Here is a 17,348-nt window from a genome sequence, read left to right as displayed (position 1 = left end):
TCTGATCGTATCAGTTCGAAGGTGGTTGACAATCGTGTTTGCGGTTGGTTACCTTCGAACTCGCTTGGCCCGCGAGGCCGAACGCGGCGGTGCGGAACGACACTTCGATGGAGAAGGCGCGTGATCCACAACCAGACGACGAACCTGACGCCCGGCGGGCGACCGCGCGCCGCGGACGCGACGGTCGACTGGCCGCGGGAGCGGTGGGTCGCTCTGGCCGACCGCATGCTCGGATCGGTGCAGCCCTTCGCCTCGCCGCAGCATGCCCTGATCACCCCGCCCGGCCCCGAAGGTGGCTACGGGCGCGCCGTGGACGGGCTGGAGGGGTTCGCCCGGACCTTCCTCATCGCCGGGTTCCGGCTGGCAGGCGAACGCGGCGCCGGGCTGGACGAGCTCGCCGAGTGGTACGCCCGCGGCCTGGCTGCTGGCGTCGACCCCGCGTCGCCGGAGCGCTGGGTCCGGCTCGATGAGCACGCGCAGGCGAAGGTCGAGGCAGCCTCGCTCGCCCTCGTGCTCGACATGACCCGCCCCTGGGTGTGGGACCGGCTGTCGGCACGCACCCAGCAGCAGGTCGTGGACTACCTGGCCCCGGCGGTCGGCGACACCACGTACCCGCGGATCAACTGGGTGTGGTTCCGGCTCGTGGTGCAGACGTTCCTGCGGTCCGTCGGGGGGCCGTTCTCCCTCGGTGAGATGGAGGAGGACCTCGCCACCCACGACGGCTTCGAGCGGGCCGACGGCTGGATGGCCGACGGCGCCGAGCGCTCGTTCGACCACTACGTCGGCTGGGCCCTGCACCTGTACCCGACCCTCTGGGCCCGCATGGACGGCGCGCAGGACCTGGCGCGCCGCCGACGCGACAAGGACGTGGCGGCCCTCGACCGGTACCTGCAGGACGCGGTGGCGCTGGTCGGGGCCGACGGGTCGCCGCTCCTGCAGGGTCGGAGCCTCGTCTACCGCTTCGCCGCCGCCGCGCCGTTCTGGGTCGGCGCGCTCGCGCAGGTGCCCTCCGTCAGCCCGGGCCGCCTGCGGCACGCCGCCACGACGGTGGTGCAGCACTTCGTCGATCGTGGCGCGCCGGACGCGCGCGGCCTGCTCACCCTCGGCTGGTACGACCAGTGGCCGAGGCTGGCCCAGGCGTACTCCGGGCCGAGCTCGCCCTACTGGGCCGCCAAGGGCCTCCTCGGTCTGGCGCTGCCCGCCGATCACCCCCTGTGGGCGAGCCCGGCGGAGCCGCTGCCCGTCGAGGTCGAGGACACGTTGCGAGCGGTGCGGGCCCCGGGCTGGGTGGTGTCCGGCACGCGGTCCGACGGCATCGTCCGGGTCGTCAACCACGGCACCGACCACGCGGTCGAGGGCCAGCTCGTGGGCGACTCCCCGCTGTACGCGCGCCTGGGCTACTCGACGGCGAGCGCCCCGCTGCTCGACGAGGAGTCCTGGCGCGAGCCGCTGGACCAGTCCGTCGTGCTGGTGGACGACGCGGGTCGGGCGACCCACCGCGCGGGGATGCGCACGCTCACGGCGCATGTGCAGGACGACGTGGACGGCCACCTCGCCGTGGCGGCCTCGACGGGCCTGGCCCACTGGCTGGCCCCGGAAGCCCAGCAGGAGCACCACGGCTCCGGCTATGCCGGTACGGCCGAGCCGGCCGGCAACCTGACGGTCGTGTCGCTCGTGCGGGGGCCCTGGGAGCTGCGCCTGGTGCGGGTGGAGGCGCTGACATCGTCCGAACCGACCTCGCTGCGGCTCCGGGTGGGCGGCTGGGCGCTTGCCGGCCCGGACGTCGCGGAGGCGCCGACAGCCGACGGAGCCGCGGTCGCCGGCCCACGTGCCTGGTCGTCGCTCTGCACCGTCGTCGGCCACGCGACCGCCGGCGTGACCCGGCGCACCGACGCCAGCCCGTTGGGTGAGCCCGCTCTGGTGCCGTGGCTCATGTTCCCGGTGCTGGTCGGCGCCTGGATCGCTGTCCTCGTCGAGCTCAGCGGCGACCGTTCGTCGTCGCCGCAGGGACCCTGCACCGCAGTGCTCGGCAACGTGAGCGACGGGGAGGCAGTGAGCGTGACGTGGCCGGACGGAGTCGGTACGTCGACACGTCTGGAGCTGTGACCCAGAACTGTGTGACCCAGAACTGAACGGGACACCAGCCCGGTGACCCGGTAGCGACATAGGCCCAACGACGGGCCTTGATCTCGAAGGAGCAAGGATGAAGCGCTCGATTCTGACCGCCATCGGCCTCGCCGTGGTGGTCCCGCTGGCCGTCGCCAGCTGCAGCAGCAGCCCGGCGACCACGTCGTCGACGACCGAGTCGGCGACAGCGGCCGGCCCGGTGACCCTCTCGCTGGCCGGCTGGAGCCTGAAGACGACGCCGGAGTTCCAGGCGCTCGCCGACGCCTTCCACGCCGCCAACCCGAGCATCACGGTGGTCCCCAAGGAGTACGACGCCACCAACTACGACACGCAGATGACGGCTGACCTCGCTGCAGGCTCCGCGCCCGACATCTACGTGCAGAAGAACCTCAAGAACTTCGCCACGTACCAGATCGGCGGCCAGCTGCTCGACGTGTCCGACGTGGCCACCGAGGTGGGCGGCGACGTGTCGGGCCTCTCGGGCTACAAGGTCGACGGCAAGACGTACGCCATCCCCTACCGGCAGGACTCCTGGTACCTCTACTACAACAAGGACCTGTTCGACGCCGCGAAGGTCGCCGTGCCCGACGGGTCGTGGACCTGGGACGACTACGCGGCCGCGGCCGAGGACCTCACCAGCGGACTGAAGACGGCAGGGAACGAGGCACTGGGCACGTACCAGCACACGTGGCAGTCCACGGTGCAGGGCCTCGCACTGGCGCAGACCCCCAAGGCGGACCTGCTCTCCGGCGACTTCTCCTACCTCAAGCCGTTCTACGAGCGTGCCCTGGCGCTCCAGGCGGCCGGTGCGCAGGCCGACTACGGCACGGTCACGACGAACAACCTCACCTACCAGGCGCAGTTCGGCACCCAGAAGTCGGCCATGATGATCATGGGGAGCTGGTACGTCGCGACGCTCATCGCCCAGCAGGTCAAGGGTGACGCCAACACCTTCAACTGGGGCATCGCCCCGGTCCCGCAGATCGACTCGAGCACCGCGGGCACCGACAACACTCCGGTGACGTTCGGCGACCCGACCGGCCTGGGCATCAACCCGGCGATCGACAAGTCCAAGATCGCGGCCGCCAAGGAGTTCCTGGCGTTCGTGGCCTCCGAGGACGGCGCCAAGACGCTCGCCGGGATCGGGATCACGCCGGCGCACGTGTCGGACGCGGTGACCACCGCGTACTTCAGCTTCAAGGGCGTGCCGACGGACGACCTGTCCAAGTTCACGTTCGGCACGCACGACACGAAGGCCGAGAACCCCGTCTCGAAGTACACGGCCGGGCTGCAGAACGTCCTCGGTGACCTGCACTCGTCCGTGATGTCGGGCAGCGCGTCGATCGACGACGCGATCAAGACCGCCGAGGACCGGGCGAAGAACGAGGTCCTCAACCAGTGACCCTGCGTCTCTGACCGCGGGTGGGCCCGGCTGCGTCGGGCCCACCCGCACCACTCGAGCCCTGGGAGGGTCTCATGGCAACGACGCTCGCGACACGGCGCCCCGGCGGCCGGCTGCGACTGCGGAACACCCTGACGGGGTGGAGCTTCATCCTGCCCAACTTCGTCGGCTTCGCACTCCTCACCCTGGTCCCGGTGGTGGCGCTCTTCTACCTTGCTTTCACCAGCTGGAACGTCTTCGGTGCCGCCAAGTGGATCGGCACGGCCAACTTCACGCGGATGGTCGGCGACGCCAGCTTCTGGACCGCCTTCCGCAACACCGTGTACTACACCGTCTTCCACATCCCGCTGACCCTGGTCATCTCGCTGGGACTGGCCATCCTGCTCAACCAGAAGCTGCGCGGCGTGGCGTTCTTCCGGACCGCGGCGTTCTTCCCCTACATCACGTCGATCGTCGCGATCGCGGTCGTGTGGAACATGCTGTTCAGCCCGCAGTACGGCCCCATCAACCAGTTCCTGCACGCCATCGGCGTCTCGAACCCGCCCGGCTGGACCACGTCCGGGACCTGGGCGATGCCGGCCGTCATCATCGTCGGGACGTGGCGGGAGATGGGCTACTACATGCTGCTCTTCCTCGCCGGCCTGCAGAGCATCCCCGGTGAGCTGTACGAGGCGGCGCGGGTGGACGGCGCCAACGCGTGGCAACGGTTCCGGAACATCACCATCCCCTCGCTCCGGCCCACCACCTTCTTCATCACCGTGATGCTCACCATCGGCAGCTTCAAGGTGTTCGACCTGATCCTCGTGATGACCAACGGCGGCCCGGGGCAGTCGACCCTCGTGCTCTCGCAGTACATCTACCAGAAGGGTTTCGTGGAGAACCAGTTCGGGTACGCCTCGAGCATCTCCATCGTGCTCTTCGCGATCTGCATCGCCATCACGATCTTCCAGTTCCTCATGAACAAGCGCAGGGACGCCTGATGGCCGCCACGATCGTCACGTCGCCACCCGCCCAGCTCCACCTCTCGTCGCCGACGGGTCCGCGCACGCGGCTCCGGGGCTGGCGCAAGATCCTGCTGTACGTCGTCCTCATCGTCGCCGCTGCGGGCGTGCTCCTGCCGTTCTACTGGATGGTGATGTCGTCCCTCAAGACGAACAACGACGTGTTCACCATCCCGATCAAGTGGGTGCCGGACGTCTTCGTCTGGCAGAACTACGTCGACATCTGGACCAAGGCCGACATGGCCACGTGGTTGAAGAACACGATGGTGCTGTCCGTCGCAGTGACGGCGCTGCAGGTGTTCACCGGAAGCTTCGCCGCGTACGGGTTCTCCAAGGTGCGCTTCCCGGGGCGCGACGTGCTGTTCCTGACGTATGTGGGAACGATCGCGGTGCCGTGGCAGTCCTACATGATCCCGCAGTTCATCCTCATGTCGAAGGTGCACCTGTCGAACACGCTGTGGTCGATCATCGCCCTGCAGGCGTTCGGCGCGTTCGGTGTGTTCCTCATGAAGCAGTTCTACGAGTCGGTCCCTGAGGAGCTCAGCGAGGCCGCCCGCATCGACGGGCTGTCGGAGTACGGCATCTACCGGCGGATCATCCTGCCGCTGTCGGTGCCGGCCCTGGCCAGCCTCACGCTGCTGACGTTCACCAACACCTGGAACGACTATCTCGGGCCGCTGATCTACCTGCGCAGCCCGGAGCTGTGGACCATCCAGCTCGGCCTGCGCAGCTTCATCAGCCAGTACAACGCCGAGTACGCGCTCATCATGACCGGCTCGGTCCTGTCGGTGCTCCCGATCGCGCTGATCTTCATCCTCGGTCAGAAGTACTTCGTCGAGGGCATCGCGACCAGCGGGCTCAAGGGATGACCGGCATGCGACGCCTCATCTCGCACGACATGTACACCACCGTGTTCGGCACGGTCTATCTGGCGCTCATGACCAACCTGCTGCTGGTGGTCGGCGCGCTGCCGCTCGTCGTCGGGCTCGTGACCACCGATCCCGTGCGGTCCTGGCCGCTGCTGGCCGTGCTCGCCACGGTGAGCGCACCGGCGGTGTGCGCGGCCTTCGCCGTGTTCGCCGCGTACACCGCCGACGGGTCCGTCGACGTCGTCCGCACCTTCGTGCGGGCGTGGCGGGCGTCGGCCCGCGGGGCGCTGCGCCTGGGCGCCCTGGCGGCGACGGCCACCGTCGTGCTCGCCGTGGACGTGCGTGCGCTGTGGGGCCGGCCGGTGGGCGCCGTGGCGATCCCTGTGCTCGTCGTGCTCATCGTGCTCGTGCTGGCGGTCACGGTGCTCTCGTTCGCCGCGCTCGCCGAGGTGCCCACGGCCCGGGTCCGTGACGTCCTGCGGGCGAGCGTGTACCTGGCCGTGCGCCGGTGGTACCTCACCGCAGCCTCGTTGGCCACGCTCGGCCTGCTGCTCGCCCTGTTCGCGGCCAAGCCCGCGATCGCCATGGGCCTCGCGGCCGCCCCGCTGCTCTACGCCGTCTGGGGAAACAGCCGGTTCACGCTGCGCCCGGTCCTGGCGCCGTCTGCCGCGCCGGTGGTTGCCGCGTGAGCGCCGTGACACCACCCCGCATCCCCGAGGAGACACCTGCCATGACCGCGACCGAGGCTCGTCCGACCCGCGACAGCGCGGCCAGGGCGGCGCTGTCTCGCGCCCTGACGACCATCGACGCCAACGTCGCGGCCTTCGGCGACCGGTACCCGGGGGACACGACCGTGGACGAGGTCTACGGTCTGCGGCCACCGACGGGTGACCTGCCGGCCGGCAGCAACGTGGGCTGGACCACGAGCTTCTGGTCCGGCATGCTCTGGCTCGCCTTCGAGCTGACCGGCGACGACACGTACCGGTCCGCGGCCCAGGGGCACGTGGCCGGCTTCGCCCGCAGGGTCGAGGGTCGCGTCGACGTGGCCACGCACGACCTGGGGTTCCTCTACACGTTGGGGTGCGTGGTGCCCTGGCGCCTGACCGGCGACGAGGTCGCGCGGGACGCGGCGGTGCTGGCGGCCGACCGGCTGATGGACCGGTTCCTCGAGCCGGCCGGGATCCTGCAGGCCTGGGGCGACCTGGACGACCCGGGCCAGCGCGGACGCACGATCATCGACAGCCTCATGAACACGCCCCTGCTGTTCTGGGCCAGCGAGGTCAGTGGGGACAAGCGCTACGCCGAGGCGGCGACCCGCCACGTCGCCCAGCTTCGCGACCACATCATCCGCCCGGACGACACCACGTTCCACACCTTCCACTGGGACCCGGTCACCGGCGCGGCGCTCTTCGGCACGACGGAGCAGGGTCACGCGGACGACTCGTGCTGGGCCCGCGGGCAGGCCTGGGGGATCTACGGCTTCGCGCTCAACTACGGCCACACCGGCGACGAGTCGTTCCTGACCGCCGCACAGCGGTGCGCGGACTACTTCCTCGACCACCTGCCCGCCGACCGGGTGGCGCACTGGGACCTGGTGTTCCATGAGGGGAGCGGTCAGCAGCGCGACAGCTCGGCGGCGGCCATCGCGGCGTGCGGACTGGCCGAGCTCGCGCGGCGGACACCCGCCGGGGAGCTGGCGTCGCACTACGCCCGGGCCTCCGACGAGATCCTCGACGCCCTGATCGCGGGCTACACGACGGCGGGCCACCCCGGCTCGAACGCCCTGCTGCTGCACGGGGTCTACGACCTGCCCAAGGAGGTGGGGGTGGACGAGGGGAACCTCTGGGGCGACTACTTCTACCTCGAGGCGATCACCCGGAGGCTCCTCCCGGACTGGGAGATGTACTGGTGACCCTGGCCGGCCCAGGGGCGTCGGCCCGTGAGCCGCTCGCGGCAGACTTCGCGGCCTGGGACTTCGACCGGTTGTCGGACAAGTCCGAGAAGGGCGACCAGCGTGAACGGCTGGCGGGCCTCCGGTCGCGCGGGTACGTCGTGGGGGAGGGCTGCGTGGTCTCCGGCCTGGCCGCGGTTCATCCGGACCGGCTCGTGCTGGGAGACCGCAGCTACGTCGCGGCGCATGCGCACGTCACCGGCGACGTGGAGATCGGGGAGGACTGCTCCGTCAACGTCGCGGCGGTCGTGCGCGGCCGCGTCCGGCTCGGTCGCGCCGTGCGGGTCGGCGCGCAGGCGGCGCTGCTCGGCTTCGACCACGGCTTCGACGACACGTCGACGGAGATCTACCGCCAGCCGCTGAGCAGCATCGGCATCGACGTGGGAGACGACGTCTGGATCGGCAGCCATGCGATGGTGCTCGACGGTGTGCGCATCGGGTCCCATGCCGTGGTCGGCGCCGCTGCGGTCGTGACGAGGGACGTCCCGGCGGGAGCCGTCGTCGTCGGGAACCCTGCGCGGGTCGTGCGTCGTCGTGGCGTCGCCGGTCCCGTCGTGCGTTCCCGTGAGCAGGCGCGGCAGCTCGGTGAGCAGGCGCGCGCGCAGGTCGGCGAGGTGATCGAGAGGGCGTGGTCGGACGGGCTGTACCGCGACTCGCCGGGTGCGACGCCCACCGTGCGGGCGCATGCCGACGCGGTCGAGCTCGCTGTGCTGCTCACCATGGCACCCCCGACGCAGCTGTCTCGCGAGGAGCACGTCGAGCGGCTGCGCGGCGTGCAGCACGCCGACACGGGTCTGGTCGACGAGCTGGTCGGCGGACGGTGGCCGGACGTGGTCACGGGGCCCGACGCGTCGGCGCGACTGCCCGTGCGTGACCTTCCCGTGCGTGACCTGCCCGATCAGGAGCGCGCGTACCACGTGCTCAGCGTCGGGTACGCGCTCGACCTGCTCGGGTCGTCGTTCGCGCATCCCGTGCGTGCGATCACAGAGCTGGACGCCCCTGCCCTCGTCGGGCTGCTCGACGCGCTGCCGTGGCGGACGGAAGCCTGGGGATCTGGCGCGTTGGTCGACGCCGTCGGCACGGCGCTCACCTGGCAGCTGCGAGCCGGCCGTCCTGCGGCGGGCCTCGCCGAGACGCTGGCCGGCTGGGCGATGTCCCGGCGCGACCCCGGATCCGGCCTGTGGGGGCTGACGCGGCGGACCTGCGCGCCGCGATCAACGGCACCTACCGCCTCGTGCGCGGGACGCTCGCGCAGTGGGGGGTGGGAGCCGGGGGTGTACCTCTGGTGGACACCGTGCTGCGTCGAGCGGCCGAGCTGTCGCTGGACCACCGCGTGACCGCGTGCGACCTGCTCGACGTCGTGCACCTGCTCTGGTGGGCCACCCGGACCGGCGCGACCCACCGGGCGGGCGAGGTGCGGGACGTCGGCGCGCAGGTGCTGGCGCGGGTCGCGGACTCCTGGGTGCCGGGCAGCGGCCTGGCCTTCGGGCCCGGACGACCGCCGTCGCTGCAGGGGACCGAGATGGGCCTGGCCGTGGCGTGGTACGCCGCGGACCTCGTCGGGCACGCCGACGCGCTGGGGTACGAGCCACGCGGTGTGCACCGGGCCGGACCGGCAGCTCGTCTGGGGCGGGCCGACGACGCCGGCTGAGGCCAGGCGCTCGAACCGCCGTGCGGAGGGGGCCGAGACGGCGACGAGGTGGTGACCGGACCGGATGCAGGGGATGCTGAACCCATGTACTGCCTGCTGGTGCGATTCCGGGTGCATGACGAGGCCGCCGCGCGGCGCTTCGACGAGCTGACCGCCACGGCGGTGGCCGAGATCACCGCGAAGGAGCCGGGGACGCTCGTATACGCCACCCACCGGTCACTCGACGAGCCGCTCTCACGGGTGTTCTACGAGGTGTATCGCGACGACGACGCCTTCCAGGCCCATGAGCGGGCGCCCCACGTCATCGACTTCCACGCGCGCAAGGAGGAGCTGCTCGCCGGCCCTCCCGACGTGGAGGTCCTGGCCTTCGGTCCGCTGCGCGGGTTGCCGACGGCCTGACGGCGGGTCAGAGGCCGACCATCGACATGCTGGTGTCGTTGTAGCGGTTGCCCTGGACGCCGATCCGCGCTGCGGCGGCGTCGAGGTCGGCGACGTCGTCGGCGGAGAGCGGGACCTGTGTGGACCCGGCGTTCTCCTCGAGGCGCTCGAGGCGCCGGGTGCCCGGGATGGGCACGATCCACGGCTGCTGCGCGAGCAGCCAGGCGAGGGCCACCTGGCCGGGTGTCGCGCCCTTGGTGTCGGCGAGGTGACGGACGTGCTCGACCAGGGCAGTGTTCGCGGGCAGGTTGTCCTGGGCGAACCGCGGGATCGTCGCGCGGATGTCGCCGGGCGCGAACGAGGTGCCGGGGTCGACCGTGCCGGTGAGGAAGCCCTTGCCGAGCGGGCTGAACGGCACGAAGCCGATGCCGAGCTCGGCCAGCGTCGGCAGCACCTCCGGCTCCGGGTCGCGGGTCCACAGCGAGTACTCGCTCTGCACGGCCGTCACCCGGTGGACGGCGTGGGCGCGGCGGATCGTCGTCGCCCCGGCCTCGGAGAGCCCGAAGTGGCGGACCTTGCCGGCCTCGACGAGCTCCTTGACCGCGCCCGCGACGTCCTCGATCGGGACGTCAGGGTCGACCCGGTGCTGGTAGAACAGGTCGATCACGTCGGTGCGCAGCCGGCGGAGGGAGGCGTCGGCGACCCGGCGGATCTGCTCGGGCCGGCTGTCGAGACCCACCGACCTGCCGTCCTGGATGTCCCAGCCGAACTTCGTGGCGATCACGACCTGGTCGCGCAGGGGCTCCAGGGCCTCGCCGACGAGCTCCTCGTTGACATGGGGGCCGTAGACCTCGGCCGTGTCGAAGAACGTGACGTCGCGCTCGACGGCGCCGCGCAGCACGGCGATCATGTCGGCGCGAGAGCCGGGGTTGGGGCCGTAGCTCTGGGACATGCCCATGCAGCCGAGCCCGATGGCGGACACCTCGAGGCCCTGGCCGAGTGTGCGGAGATGCATGGTGAGCTCCTGTGTCGCGGCGGTGCGGGTGCGTCAGGCGGGGTGGACCTCGAGGGTGGCGGCTCTCGGCCCGTCCTCCACGAGGTTGTCGACGATGGACGCGTACACGCCGTACTTGCGGCGGTAGGCGGCGTCGACCCGGGAGAGGTCGCTGCCCTGGGCCTCGGTGAAGGCCACCTCGTAGGCGGTGCCGCTGGCCAGGACCTGTCCGGTGCCGGTCGCGATCGCGCCACGGAACCAGTCGGCGGTGCGTCCGTTGACCGAGCGGATGAAGACCTGGTCGCCGTCGCCGACGATCCAGATGATGCGGGGTGGGCGCAGCGTCCCGTCGGGGCGGCGGATGACGACCTGCACCTCCTGCGGTGCGGTGAGGGACCGTGCTGCCCGGGGTGTCCACGTGCTCATGGCACAAGCAAACCCCCGAACGACGCCGCGGGGGAGTGCCTGCTGAACCAGGTACTGGCAGTGCCCCCGTCGCGCCTCGGACGCGAAGGACGCCGCTCGGAGCCGGGGCGCTGGCGTGTCGGACTGGTCACGCGTATAGGATGCTGGTCGTGGGTACAGCCGCTGTGCCGGACGAACGCTCGGCATCCGACCTGACCGCACGCGCGAGGATCCGCGACGTGGCGATCGAGGCGTTCGCCCTGGAAGGCTTCGGCGCCTCGTTCCGGACCATCGCGGCCCGCGCCGACGTCTCCCCGGGCCTCATCACGCACCACTTCGGCTCGAAGGCCGCGCTGCGGGCCGAGTGCGACGCCGAGGTGCTGCGGCACTACCGAGCGCTGAAGACCGAGGCCATCGCCGACCCGAGCGCGTCTCTGTTTGCCCAGCTGACCGTCCCCGGGGTCGCCAGCACGATCACGGTGTACATGCTCCGAGCGGTCAACGCGGGCGGTGAGCCGGCCCGCAGGTTCCTCGACAGCCTCGTCGACCAGGCCCGCGTCGTCATGGCCCAGAGTGTCGCGAGCGGGTTGGCGCGACCGTCGCGCGACGAGGAGGCGCGGCTGCGCTACCTCACCCACCAGGCGATGGGCGCGATGCTCGTGCGCTTCCTGACGTCGCCCGGCCTCACCCCGGACGAGTTCATCGCATCCCTGCACGACGCCCAGAAGGAGGCCGTCCTGCCGATCCTCGAGCTGTACACCGAGGGTCTGCTGGCCAGTCGGCAGATGCTCGACGACTATCTGGAGTACCTGTGGGAGCCGCCCGGCGGACGCACCGAGGGGCCCGCATCACCGCAGACCGCGTGACGGCGCCCGCCGCCCGCCCGCTCAGCCGCAGACGAAGGAACGAGAGATGTCCGCACCGCAGATGGCCGTCGAGGTCGAGGGCCTGACGAAGAGCTTTGGTCGAGTCCATGCCCTGCGTGGCCTCGACCTGACGGTCCCGGTCGGCCAGGTCACCGGCTTCCTCGGCCCGAACGGCTCGGGGAAGTCGACGACGATCCGCATCCTGCTCGGGCTGCTGCGCGCGGACGGCGGGCGGGTCGACGTCCTGGGCGGTGACCCCTGGGCTGACGCGGTGCGCCTCCATCGGTCGATCGCCTACGTCCCGGGCGACGTGACCCTCTGGCCCAACCTCACCGGCGGCGAGGCGATCGACATCCTGTCGCGGCTGTCCGGCTCCCTCGACCCGAAGCGCAAGAAGCTGATGCTCGACCGGTTCGAGCTCGACCCGACCAAGAAGGCCCGGGCGTACTCCAAGGGCAACCGGCAGAAGGTCGCCTTGGTCGCCGCGCTCGCGTCGGACGCCGAGCTGCTGCTCCTCGACGAGCCGACGTCGGGCCTCGACCCGATCATGGAGGCGGCGTTCACCGAGTCGATCCTCGAGGTGAAGGCCGACGGGCGTTCGGTGCTGCTGTCGAGCCACATCTTCGCCGAGGTGGAGCGGCTCGCCGACCGCGTGACGATCATCCGCGACGGCGTCACGGTCGAGGCGGGCACCATCGCCGAGCTCCGTCACCTGACGCGTTCGCAGGTGACCGTGGTGCTCGACGGCGGTCCGGAGGGCCTTGCCGCGCTGCCCGGCGTGCACGACCTGCGGCGGCTCGACGGCCACATCACCTTCGCGGTCGACGATGCGGAGCTGCCGGCGGTCCTGAGCGCCGTCGCCCGGTTGCAGCCGCGCTCGCTCGTCGCCAACCCGCCGTCGCTCGAGGAGCTGTTCCTGCGGCACTACGGTGACGAGCTCGCCGCGCTGAGCGGCGGCGACCGATGACCGCGACGGCGGTGCGGACGCCGACGGCGGTGCGGCGCCCGGCAGCCGACACCCTGGCCGGGCTGGGCTCGATGGTGCGGCTGGTCCTGCGGCGCAACCGCGTCCGCCTGGCGGTGTGGTGGGTGGTGCTGGTCGGGATGTTCGGGTATGTCGGTTCGTACTACAAGAGCGTCTTCGCCACGCAGGCCGCCCTCGACGACTTCGCTGCGCTGAGCAACACCCCGGGGATCAAGGCGCTCACCGGTCTGGCCGCGGCGCCGGCCACGCTGGGTGGTGCGGTCTGGACGAAGATCTGGATGACGACCGCCCTGTCGCTCGCGTTCGGCGTCGTGTTCCTCGTGACCCGCAGCGGACGCGCCGACGAGGAGGTCGGCCGCACCGAGCTGCTCCGATCGCGGGTGCTGGGGCTGCACGCCTACTCTGCGGCGTCGTGGCTGGTCAACGCCGCCCTGTGCGTGGCGGTCGGTGCGGGCCTCGCGCTCGCCTCGGTGGCCGGCGGCCTCGACCCGGACGGCGCGGGCATCACCGGCTCGCTCCTCACCGGTGCCTCGGTGACCGGCGTCGGGCTCGTGGCGCTCGGCATCGGAGCGATCGCCGGTCAGGTCGCGTCGACGTCGCGCGGCGCGAACGGGCTCGGCTCGATCGTCCTCGGTGTCCTGTACGTGCTGCGGATGGTGGGGGACCTCGGCGACGGGCGCCTCACGTGGGCCTCGCCGGTCGGGTGGGGCCAGGAGATGGCGCCATGGGGTGCGAACCGGTGGTGGCCGCTCGCCCTCCTCGTCGTGCTCGCCGCCGGGCTGCTCGCTGTGGCGGGTGTGCTCGAGGCGCGCCGTGACCTCGGCTCCGGGCTGATCCCGGAGCGCCCGGGCCCGGCTGCGGCACCCGCCCGGTATGCCACGCCGCTCGGTCTCGCGCTGCGCCTGCAACGCGGCCCCATCATCGGCTGGACCGTCACGATCGTCCTGTGCGCGCTGCTCTTCGGGTCCGTGGTCCAGGCCATGACCGACCTGATCAAGGACGCCGGGCCGTTGGCGGAGGCGATGCTGGGTGGGACCGGCGTCGATGCGCTGCTGTCGCTCCTCGTCGTGATGATCGCCATGATCACGGCAGTGTTCGCGCTCCAGTCCGCGGTCACGCTGCGGGCCGACGAGGCGAGCGGGATCGTCGAGCCGCAGCTGGCCGGGGCCCTGTCCCGGACCCGGTGGGCCGTCGAGCGCCTGCTGGTCCCCGCGGCCGGGTCGGCTGTCCTGCTGGCGATCGGCGGAGCGGGCATCGGGGCCGGCTACGGCTCGATCATCGGAGACCCGGGCCAGACGAGCCGCCTGGCGGGAGCGGCCCTCGCCTACTGGCCCGCGGTCATGGTGCTCGTCGGGGTGGCGGTGACACTGTTCGGGTGGCTGCCGCGCCTCGCGATCCCGCTGACGTGGGGGGTGCTCGCCGCGATGTGGTTCATCGTCATCGTCGGCGACGCGCTGCACCTGCCCAGCTGGGTGCTCGACGCGCTGCCGTTCTCCGCGACCCCCACCCAGCCGCTCGAGCCGCTGACCTGGACGCCGCTCGTCATCCTGACCCTCGTGGCCGCGGCACTGCTCTGGACCGGTCTCGACCGCTTCGCACGGCGCGACGTGCTGCCGGGGTGATCGATCGGGGGTCGGTGCCGTTCGCCTGGCCGACGGGTCAGCGGGTGGGGGCTCCGCCCAGCAGGACGTGTGCCAGGTGGCCCCACTCGTCGACCAGGTCCAGGTGCTCGAGGTCCCGGAGCCACCTGAGCTGTACTCCGTCCATCGCGGCGAGCACCATGCGTGCTCGCGACGCGGGGTCGCCGGCCATGTCGCAGCGCGCGGCAGCGAACGTCTCGAGGGCGATGCGCTCGCGCTCGACGAAGTAGTCGTGCGCGGGGTGGTGCGGGTCGAGGGACTCGGCGCTGAGCACCGAGTACAGCCGGACGATCTCGGGCTGCTCGGCGTTGCGTCGCATCATCGCCTCGCAGAGGTCGACGAGACCCGTGGTGCGGATGGACGCGTAGAGGTCTGACCGCTCGACCCCGAGGCGAGCCGCCAGCGCGGTGCGGTCGTCCTCGTCGCGTCGCTCGATCACGGCGAGGAGGACGCGTTCCTTGCTGCCGAAGTGGTGGAGCACGCCGGTGTCGGTGATGCCGCAGCCCGACGCGACGTCCTGCAGCGAGATGCCCCAGTAGCCGCGCTCGGCGATGAGCCGGGCGGCGACGTTGATGATCTGGGTCTTGCGCTCCTGGGGCTCCAGCCGACGGCCCGTGCCCCTGCCGAGTGTGCCCACCGTCGTCCCGCCTCGCCGCTCGTCCGCCACCTGCCGTGCCGGTCTGTGCCGGCGGGGTGCTGGTGCCCTCGCCCTCGACCTGCGGCGACGGCGGCCATGCTACCGCCGCGCCGTCGCCTGGGGCGTGTTGACACCCGCACGCCAGGCCTCCTAAGGTCTGCACTACATGGTGCCTACCAAGTACCAAGTAGTGACTGGCGACGACCACAAGGACGCACCTGCGATGACGCAGCTCGTAGTACCGACCGACCAGCTCAGCACGCAGGGGACCGCCTTCGACCAGGCTGTCGTCGCGGTAGCGGCAGGTGCCGACCCGCAGGCCGTGGCGCGGGAGCTCTACCTGCTCCTGGACGACGCCGAGCGCCTGTCGGTCCTGCACGGCGACGTGCCGTTCTGGACCGGGCGGCTCGGGATCATGGAGCAGGGCTACAACCACGTGCCCTACTCGATGGGCTCCGTGCCGCGGCTCGGCATCCCGGGCGTGCGGTTCATCGACGGGCCCCGTGGCGTGGTCATCGGGAATGCCACCGCGTTCCCGGTGTCGATGGCGCGAGGGGCGTCCTGGGACGTCGCGCTCGAGGAGGAGATCGGCCGGGCGATCGGCGCCGAGGTGCGCGCATCCGGTGGCAACTTCTTCGGCGGTGTCTGCATCAACCTGCCGCGCCACCCCGCGTGGGGCCGGTCGCAGGAGACGTACTCCGACCAGCCGATCCTGCTCGGGGAGATGGGCGCGGCCCTGGTGCGCGGCGTGCAGCGCAACGCGATGGCGTGCGTCAAGCACTTCGCGCTCAACTCCCTCGAGAACTCCCGGTTCGACGTCGACGTCCGGTGCGACGACGAGACGCTGCACGAGGACTTCCTGCCGCACTTCGAGCGCGCGCTCGCGGCGGGTGCCGCCTCGGTGATGTGCGCCTACAACGCGGTCAACGGAGAGTGGGCGAGCGCGAGCCGCGAGCTGCTCACCGACGTCCTGCGCGAGCAGTGGGGCTTCGAAGGGTTCGTCCTCAGCGACTTCATCTGGGCGATCCGCGACCCGGGCCGCTCGCTCGAGGCCGGGCTGGACCTCGAGGCGCCCTTCGCGCAGCTGCGCGCCGCGGGGCTGCCGGCCGAGCTCGCGGGCGGGACCGCGACCTGGGGCGCCGTCGAGCGCGCCGGGCTGCGGCTGCTCGGCGAGCAGCTGCGCTCGTATGCCGCCCGCGAGCCGGTCGAGCCCACGGTCGACGTGATTGCCGGGCCCGCGCACGTCGCGCTCGCCCGGAAGGTCGCCACCCGCTCGATGGTGCTGCTGCGCAACGAGCCGGTGGACGGCATGCCGGTCCTCCCGCTCGCGGCCCATCGCCTCTGCTCGCTCGCGGTCGTCGGCCGTCTCGCCGACGTGCCGACCACCGGCGACCACGGCTCGTCGAACGTCCACGCCCTGCACGTGGTGACCGCCCTCGAAGGGCTGCGTGCCGCACTTCCCGGCACCGACGTGCGGCACGACGACGGCTCCGACTGTGCGCGCGCGACCGCAGTCGCGGCAGGCGCCGACGCTGCGGTCGTCGTCGTCGGGTACACGGCGGCCGAGGAGGGCGAGTGGGTCAACGGGCGCGTGTACGTGCGCGACGACCTCATGGCGCTCTACCCCGAGCCGCGCACCGACGTCGAGCGGAGCGTGCGCGACACGATGCTGCAGCGCGCGGCGGCCGCGGGCGCGCGCCCCGAGCTCGGCGGCGACCGACGCGACCTGCACCTGCTGCCGGCCGACGTCGAGCTGATCCAGGCCGTCGCCGCGGCCAACCCACGGACCGTCGTCGTCGTCGTCGCGGCCGGCGCGGTGCTGATGTCCGAGTGGCACGAGCGGGTCCCCGGGCTGGTGATGTCCTGGTACCCGGGCATGGCGGGCGGGCACGCGCTCGCCGACCTCTTGCTCGGGACCGAGGACTTCAGCGGCCGCCTGCCCTACGCGATCCCCGCGAGCGAGCACGACCTGCCGTTCTTCGACATCGACGCGACCGAGATCACGTACGACCGGTGGTACGGCCAGCGACTCCTCGCACGCGACGGGAAGGTCGCGGCCTACCCGCTCGGGTTCGGCCTCACCTACACGGGGTTCGAGCAGGTCTCGGTCGAGGTCGGCGAGCGCGTGGCCGACCACCTGGACGTGACCGTCGTCGTCGCCAACGTCGGTCCGCGTGCCGGTCGCGCCAACGTCCAGGTCTACGGCACGCGCCTCGACGGCGACCGAGCCGGCGAGCGCGAGCTCCTGGGCTTCACCGTCGTCGACCTGGGCCCGGGCGAGGACGCGCGCGTGAGCGTCGACGCCTCGCTGCGGCCGCTGTCCCGCTGGGACGGCTCCGCCCACATCTTTCGGTGCCCGCCGGGCGCCGTTCGCATCGAGGCCGCCCGCTTCTGGGGGGACCCCGCCGCAGCGGTCACGACCGCACTACTGGAGGATTGACC

16 protein-coding genes are annotated in these 17,348 nt (G+C 71.6%); 13 read left to right on the top strand and 3 right to left on the bottom strand.

What is annotated here, in order from left to right; translation table 11 throughout:
• Positions 1–120: 120 nt before the first annotated feature.
• From DDP54_RS03690 to DDP54_RS03655, 9 genes are all read left to right on the top strand, one after another.
• The gene (locus tag DDP54_RS03690) at positions 121–2,106 is read left to right on the top strand and encodes a DUF2264 domain-containing protein (protein WP_242448203.1); all 1,986 of its coding nucleotides are present in this window, start codon (positions 121–123) and stop codon (positions 2,104–2,106) included.
• 97 nt (positions 2,107–2,203) lie between these two features.
• Complete coding sequence (locus DDP54_RS03685) at positions 2,204–3,529, top strand: extracellular solute-binding protein (protein ID WP_109130602.1); 1,326 nt, start codon at positions 2,204–2,206, stop codon at positions 3,527–3,529.
• Between the two features lie 74 nt (positions 3,530–3,603).
• Positions 3,604–4,509, top strand: a complete 906-nt coding sequence (locus tag DDP54_RS03680; protein ID WP_109130601.1) for a sugar ABC transporter permease — start codon at positions 3,604–3,606, stop codon at positions 4,507–4,509.
• Positions 4,509–5,399, top strand: a complete 891-nt coding sequence (locus DDP54_RS03675; RefSeq protein WP_109130600.1) for a carbohydrate ABC transporter permease — start codon at positions 4,509–4,511, stop codon at positions 5,397–5,399. Before DDP54_RS03680 ends, DDP54_RS03675 begins: the two co-directional genes overlap by 1 nt.
• Positions 5,400–5,404: 5 nt before the next feature.
• Positions 5,405–6,088, top strand: coding sequence for a ferredoxin-NADPH reductase (locus DDP54_RS03670; protein WP_242448202.1), 684 nt, complete (start codon positions 5,405–5,407; stop codon positions 6,086–6,088).
• Between the two features lie 41 nt (positions 6,089–6,129).
• Positions 6,130–7,311: a glycoside hydrolase family 88 protein gene (locus DDP54_RS03665; protein ID WP_109130598.1), complete on the top strand. Its 1,182-nt coding sequence runs from the start codon at positions 6,130–6,132 to the stop codon at positions 7,309–7,311.
• On the top strand, positions 7,308–8,687 hold the full coding sequence (locus tag DDP54_RS18805; RefSeq protein WP_277949578.1) for an acyltransferase: 1,380 nt from the start codon (positions 7,308–7,310) through the stop codon (positions 8,685–8,687). Before DDP54_RS03665 ends, DDP54_RS18805 begins: the two co-directional genes overlap by 4 nt.
• The gene (locus tag DDP54_RS18075) at positions 8,645–9,001 is read left to right on the top strand and encodes a hypothetical protein (protein WP_158274442.1); all 357 of its coding nucleotides are present in this window, start codon (positions 8,645–8,647) and stop codon (positions 8,999–9,001) included. Before DDP54_RS18805 ends, DDP54_RS18075 begins: the two co-directional genes overlap by 43 nt.
• An 84-nt stretch (positions 9,002–9,085) precedes the next feature.
• On the top strand, positions 9,086–9,400 hold the full coding sequence (locus DDP54_RS03655) for a putative quinol monooxygenase (protein WP_109130597.1): 315 nt from the start codon (positions 9,086–9,088) through the stop codon (positions 9,398–9,400).
• Between the two features lie 7 nt (positions 9,401–9,407).
• Here DDP54_RS03655 and DDP54_RS03650 read toward each other — a convergent pair whose 3' ends face one another.
• Together DDP54_RS03650 and DDP54_RS03645 are read right to left on the bottom strand one after the other, a co-directional pair.
• Positions 9,408–10,394: an aldo/keto reductase gene (locus tag DDP54_RS03650; RefSeq protein ID WP_109130596.1), complete on the bottom strand. Its 987-nt coding sequence runs from the start codon at positions 10,392–10,394 to the stop codon at positions 9,408–9,410.
• A gap of 33 nt (positions 10,395–10,427) precedes the next feature.
• Positions 10,428–10,799 (bottom strand): DUF2255 family protein, encoded by a 372-nt coding sequence (locus DDP54_RS03645; RefSeq protein WP_109130595.1) that lies wholly within the window; start codon positions 10,797–10,799, stop codon positions 10,428–10,430.
• A 149-nt stretch (positions 10,800–10,948) separates the two neighbouring features.
• Here DDP54_RS03645 and DDP54_RS03640 point away from each other — a divergent pair, with 149 nt between their 5' ends.
• The 3 genes from DDP54_RS03640 to DDP54_RS03630 are packed head-to-tail and all read left to right on the top strand — an operon-like array spanning position 10,949 to position 14,251.
• Positions 10,949–11,644 carry a TetR family transcriptional regulator gene (locus tag DDP54_RS03640; RefSeq protein WP_242448201.1) on the top strand — a complete coding sequence of 232 codons (696 nt, stop codon included), beginning with the start codon at positions 10,949–10,951 and terminating at the stop codon, positions 11,642–11,644.
• 46 nt (positions 11,645–11,690) lie between these two features.
• Positions 11,691–12,611 (top strand): ABC transporter ATP-binding protein, encoded by a 921-nt coding sequence (locus DDP54_RS03635; protein WP_109130593.1) that lies wholly within the window; start codon positions 11,691–11,693, stop codon positions 12,609–12,611.
• On the top strand, positions 12,608–14,251 hold the full coding sequence (locus DDP54_RS03630; protein ID WP_109130592.1) for an ABC transporter permease: 1,644 nt from the start codon (positions 12,608–12,610) through the stop codon (positions 14,249–14,251). The genes DDP54_RS03635 and DDP54_RS03630 overlap by 4 nt, the downstream gene beginning before the upstream one ends.
• Positions 14,252–14,288: 37 nt before the next feature.
• On the opposite strand, the gene DDP54_RS03625 is transcribed toward DDP54_RS03630, so the two are convergent.
• A complete protein-coding gene (locus DDP54_RS03625) occupies positions 14,289–14,906 on the bottom strand; it encodes a TetR/AcrR family transcriptional regulator (protein ID WP_109130591.1) in 618 nt (205 codons plus the stop codon).
• Between the two features lie 223 nt (positions 14,907–15,129).
• Here DDP54_RS03625 and DDP54_RS03620 point away from each other — a divergent pair, with 223 nt between their 5' ends.
• Positions 15,130–17,346, top strand: a complete 2,217-nt coding sequence (locus tag DDP54_RS03620) for a glycoside hydrolase family 3 protein (protein ID WP_109132329.1) — start codon at positions 15,130–15,132, stop codon at positions 17,344–17,346.
• Positions 17,347–17,348 lie beyond the last annotated feature (2 nt).

The sequence above is a fragment of the Cellulomonas sp. WB94 genome (genome assembly GCF_003115775.1).
Lineage (GTDB): Bacteria > Actinomycetota > Actinomycetes > Actinomycetales > Cellulomonadaceae > Cellulomonas_A.
The sequence above is the reverse complement of the archived record's forward strand: the minus strand, read 5'-3'. Positions and strand labels throughout refer to the sequence as shown.

Coding starts and splice junctions, on each gene's coding strand:
- DDP54_RS03630 (WP_109130592.1), top strand. CDS start 12,608: ATGACCGCGACGGCGGTGCGGACGCCGACGGCGGTGCGGCGCCCGGCA.
- DDP54_RS03650 (WP_109130596.1), bottom strand. CDS start 10,394: ATGCATCTCCGCACACTCGGCCAGGGCCTCGAGGTGTCCGCCATCGGG.
- DDP54_RS03620 (WP_109132329.1), top strand. CDS start 15,130: ATGACGCAGCTCGTAGTACCGACCGACCAGCTCAGCACGCAGGGGACC.
- DDP54_RS03670 (WP_242448202.1), top strand. CDS start 5,405: ATGCGACGCCTCATCTCGCACGACATGTACACCACCGTGTTCGGCACG.
- DDP54_RS03680 (WP_109130601.1), top strand. CDS start 3,604: ATGGCAACGACGCTCGCGACACGGCGCCCCGGCGGCCGGCTGCGACTG.
- DDP54_RS03635 (WP_109130593.1), top strand. CDS start 11,691: ATGTCCGCACCGCAGATGGCCGTCGAGGTCGAGGGCCTGACGAAGAGC.
- DDP54_RS03665 (WP_109130598.1), top strand. CDS start 6,130: ATGACCGCGACCGAGGCTCGTCCGACCCGCGACAGCGCGGCCAGGGCG.
- DDP54_RS03675 (WP_109130600.1), top strand. CDS start 4,509: ATGGCCGCCACGATCGTCACGTCGCCACCCGCCCAGCTCCACCTCTCG.
- DDP54_RS03685 (WP_109130602.1), top strand. CDS start 2,204: ATGAAGCGCTCGATTCTGACCGCCATCGGCCTCGCCGTGGTGGTCCCG.
- DDP54_RS03655 (WP_109130597.1), top strand. CDS start 9,086: ATGTACTGCCTGCTGGTGCGATTCCGGGTGCATGACGAGGCCGCCGCG.
- DDP54_RS03645 (WP_109130595.1), bottom strand. CDS start 10,799: ATGAGCACGTGGACACCCCGGGCAGCACGGTCCCTCACCGCACCGCAG.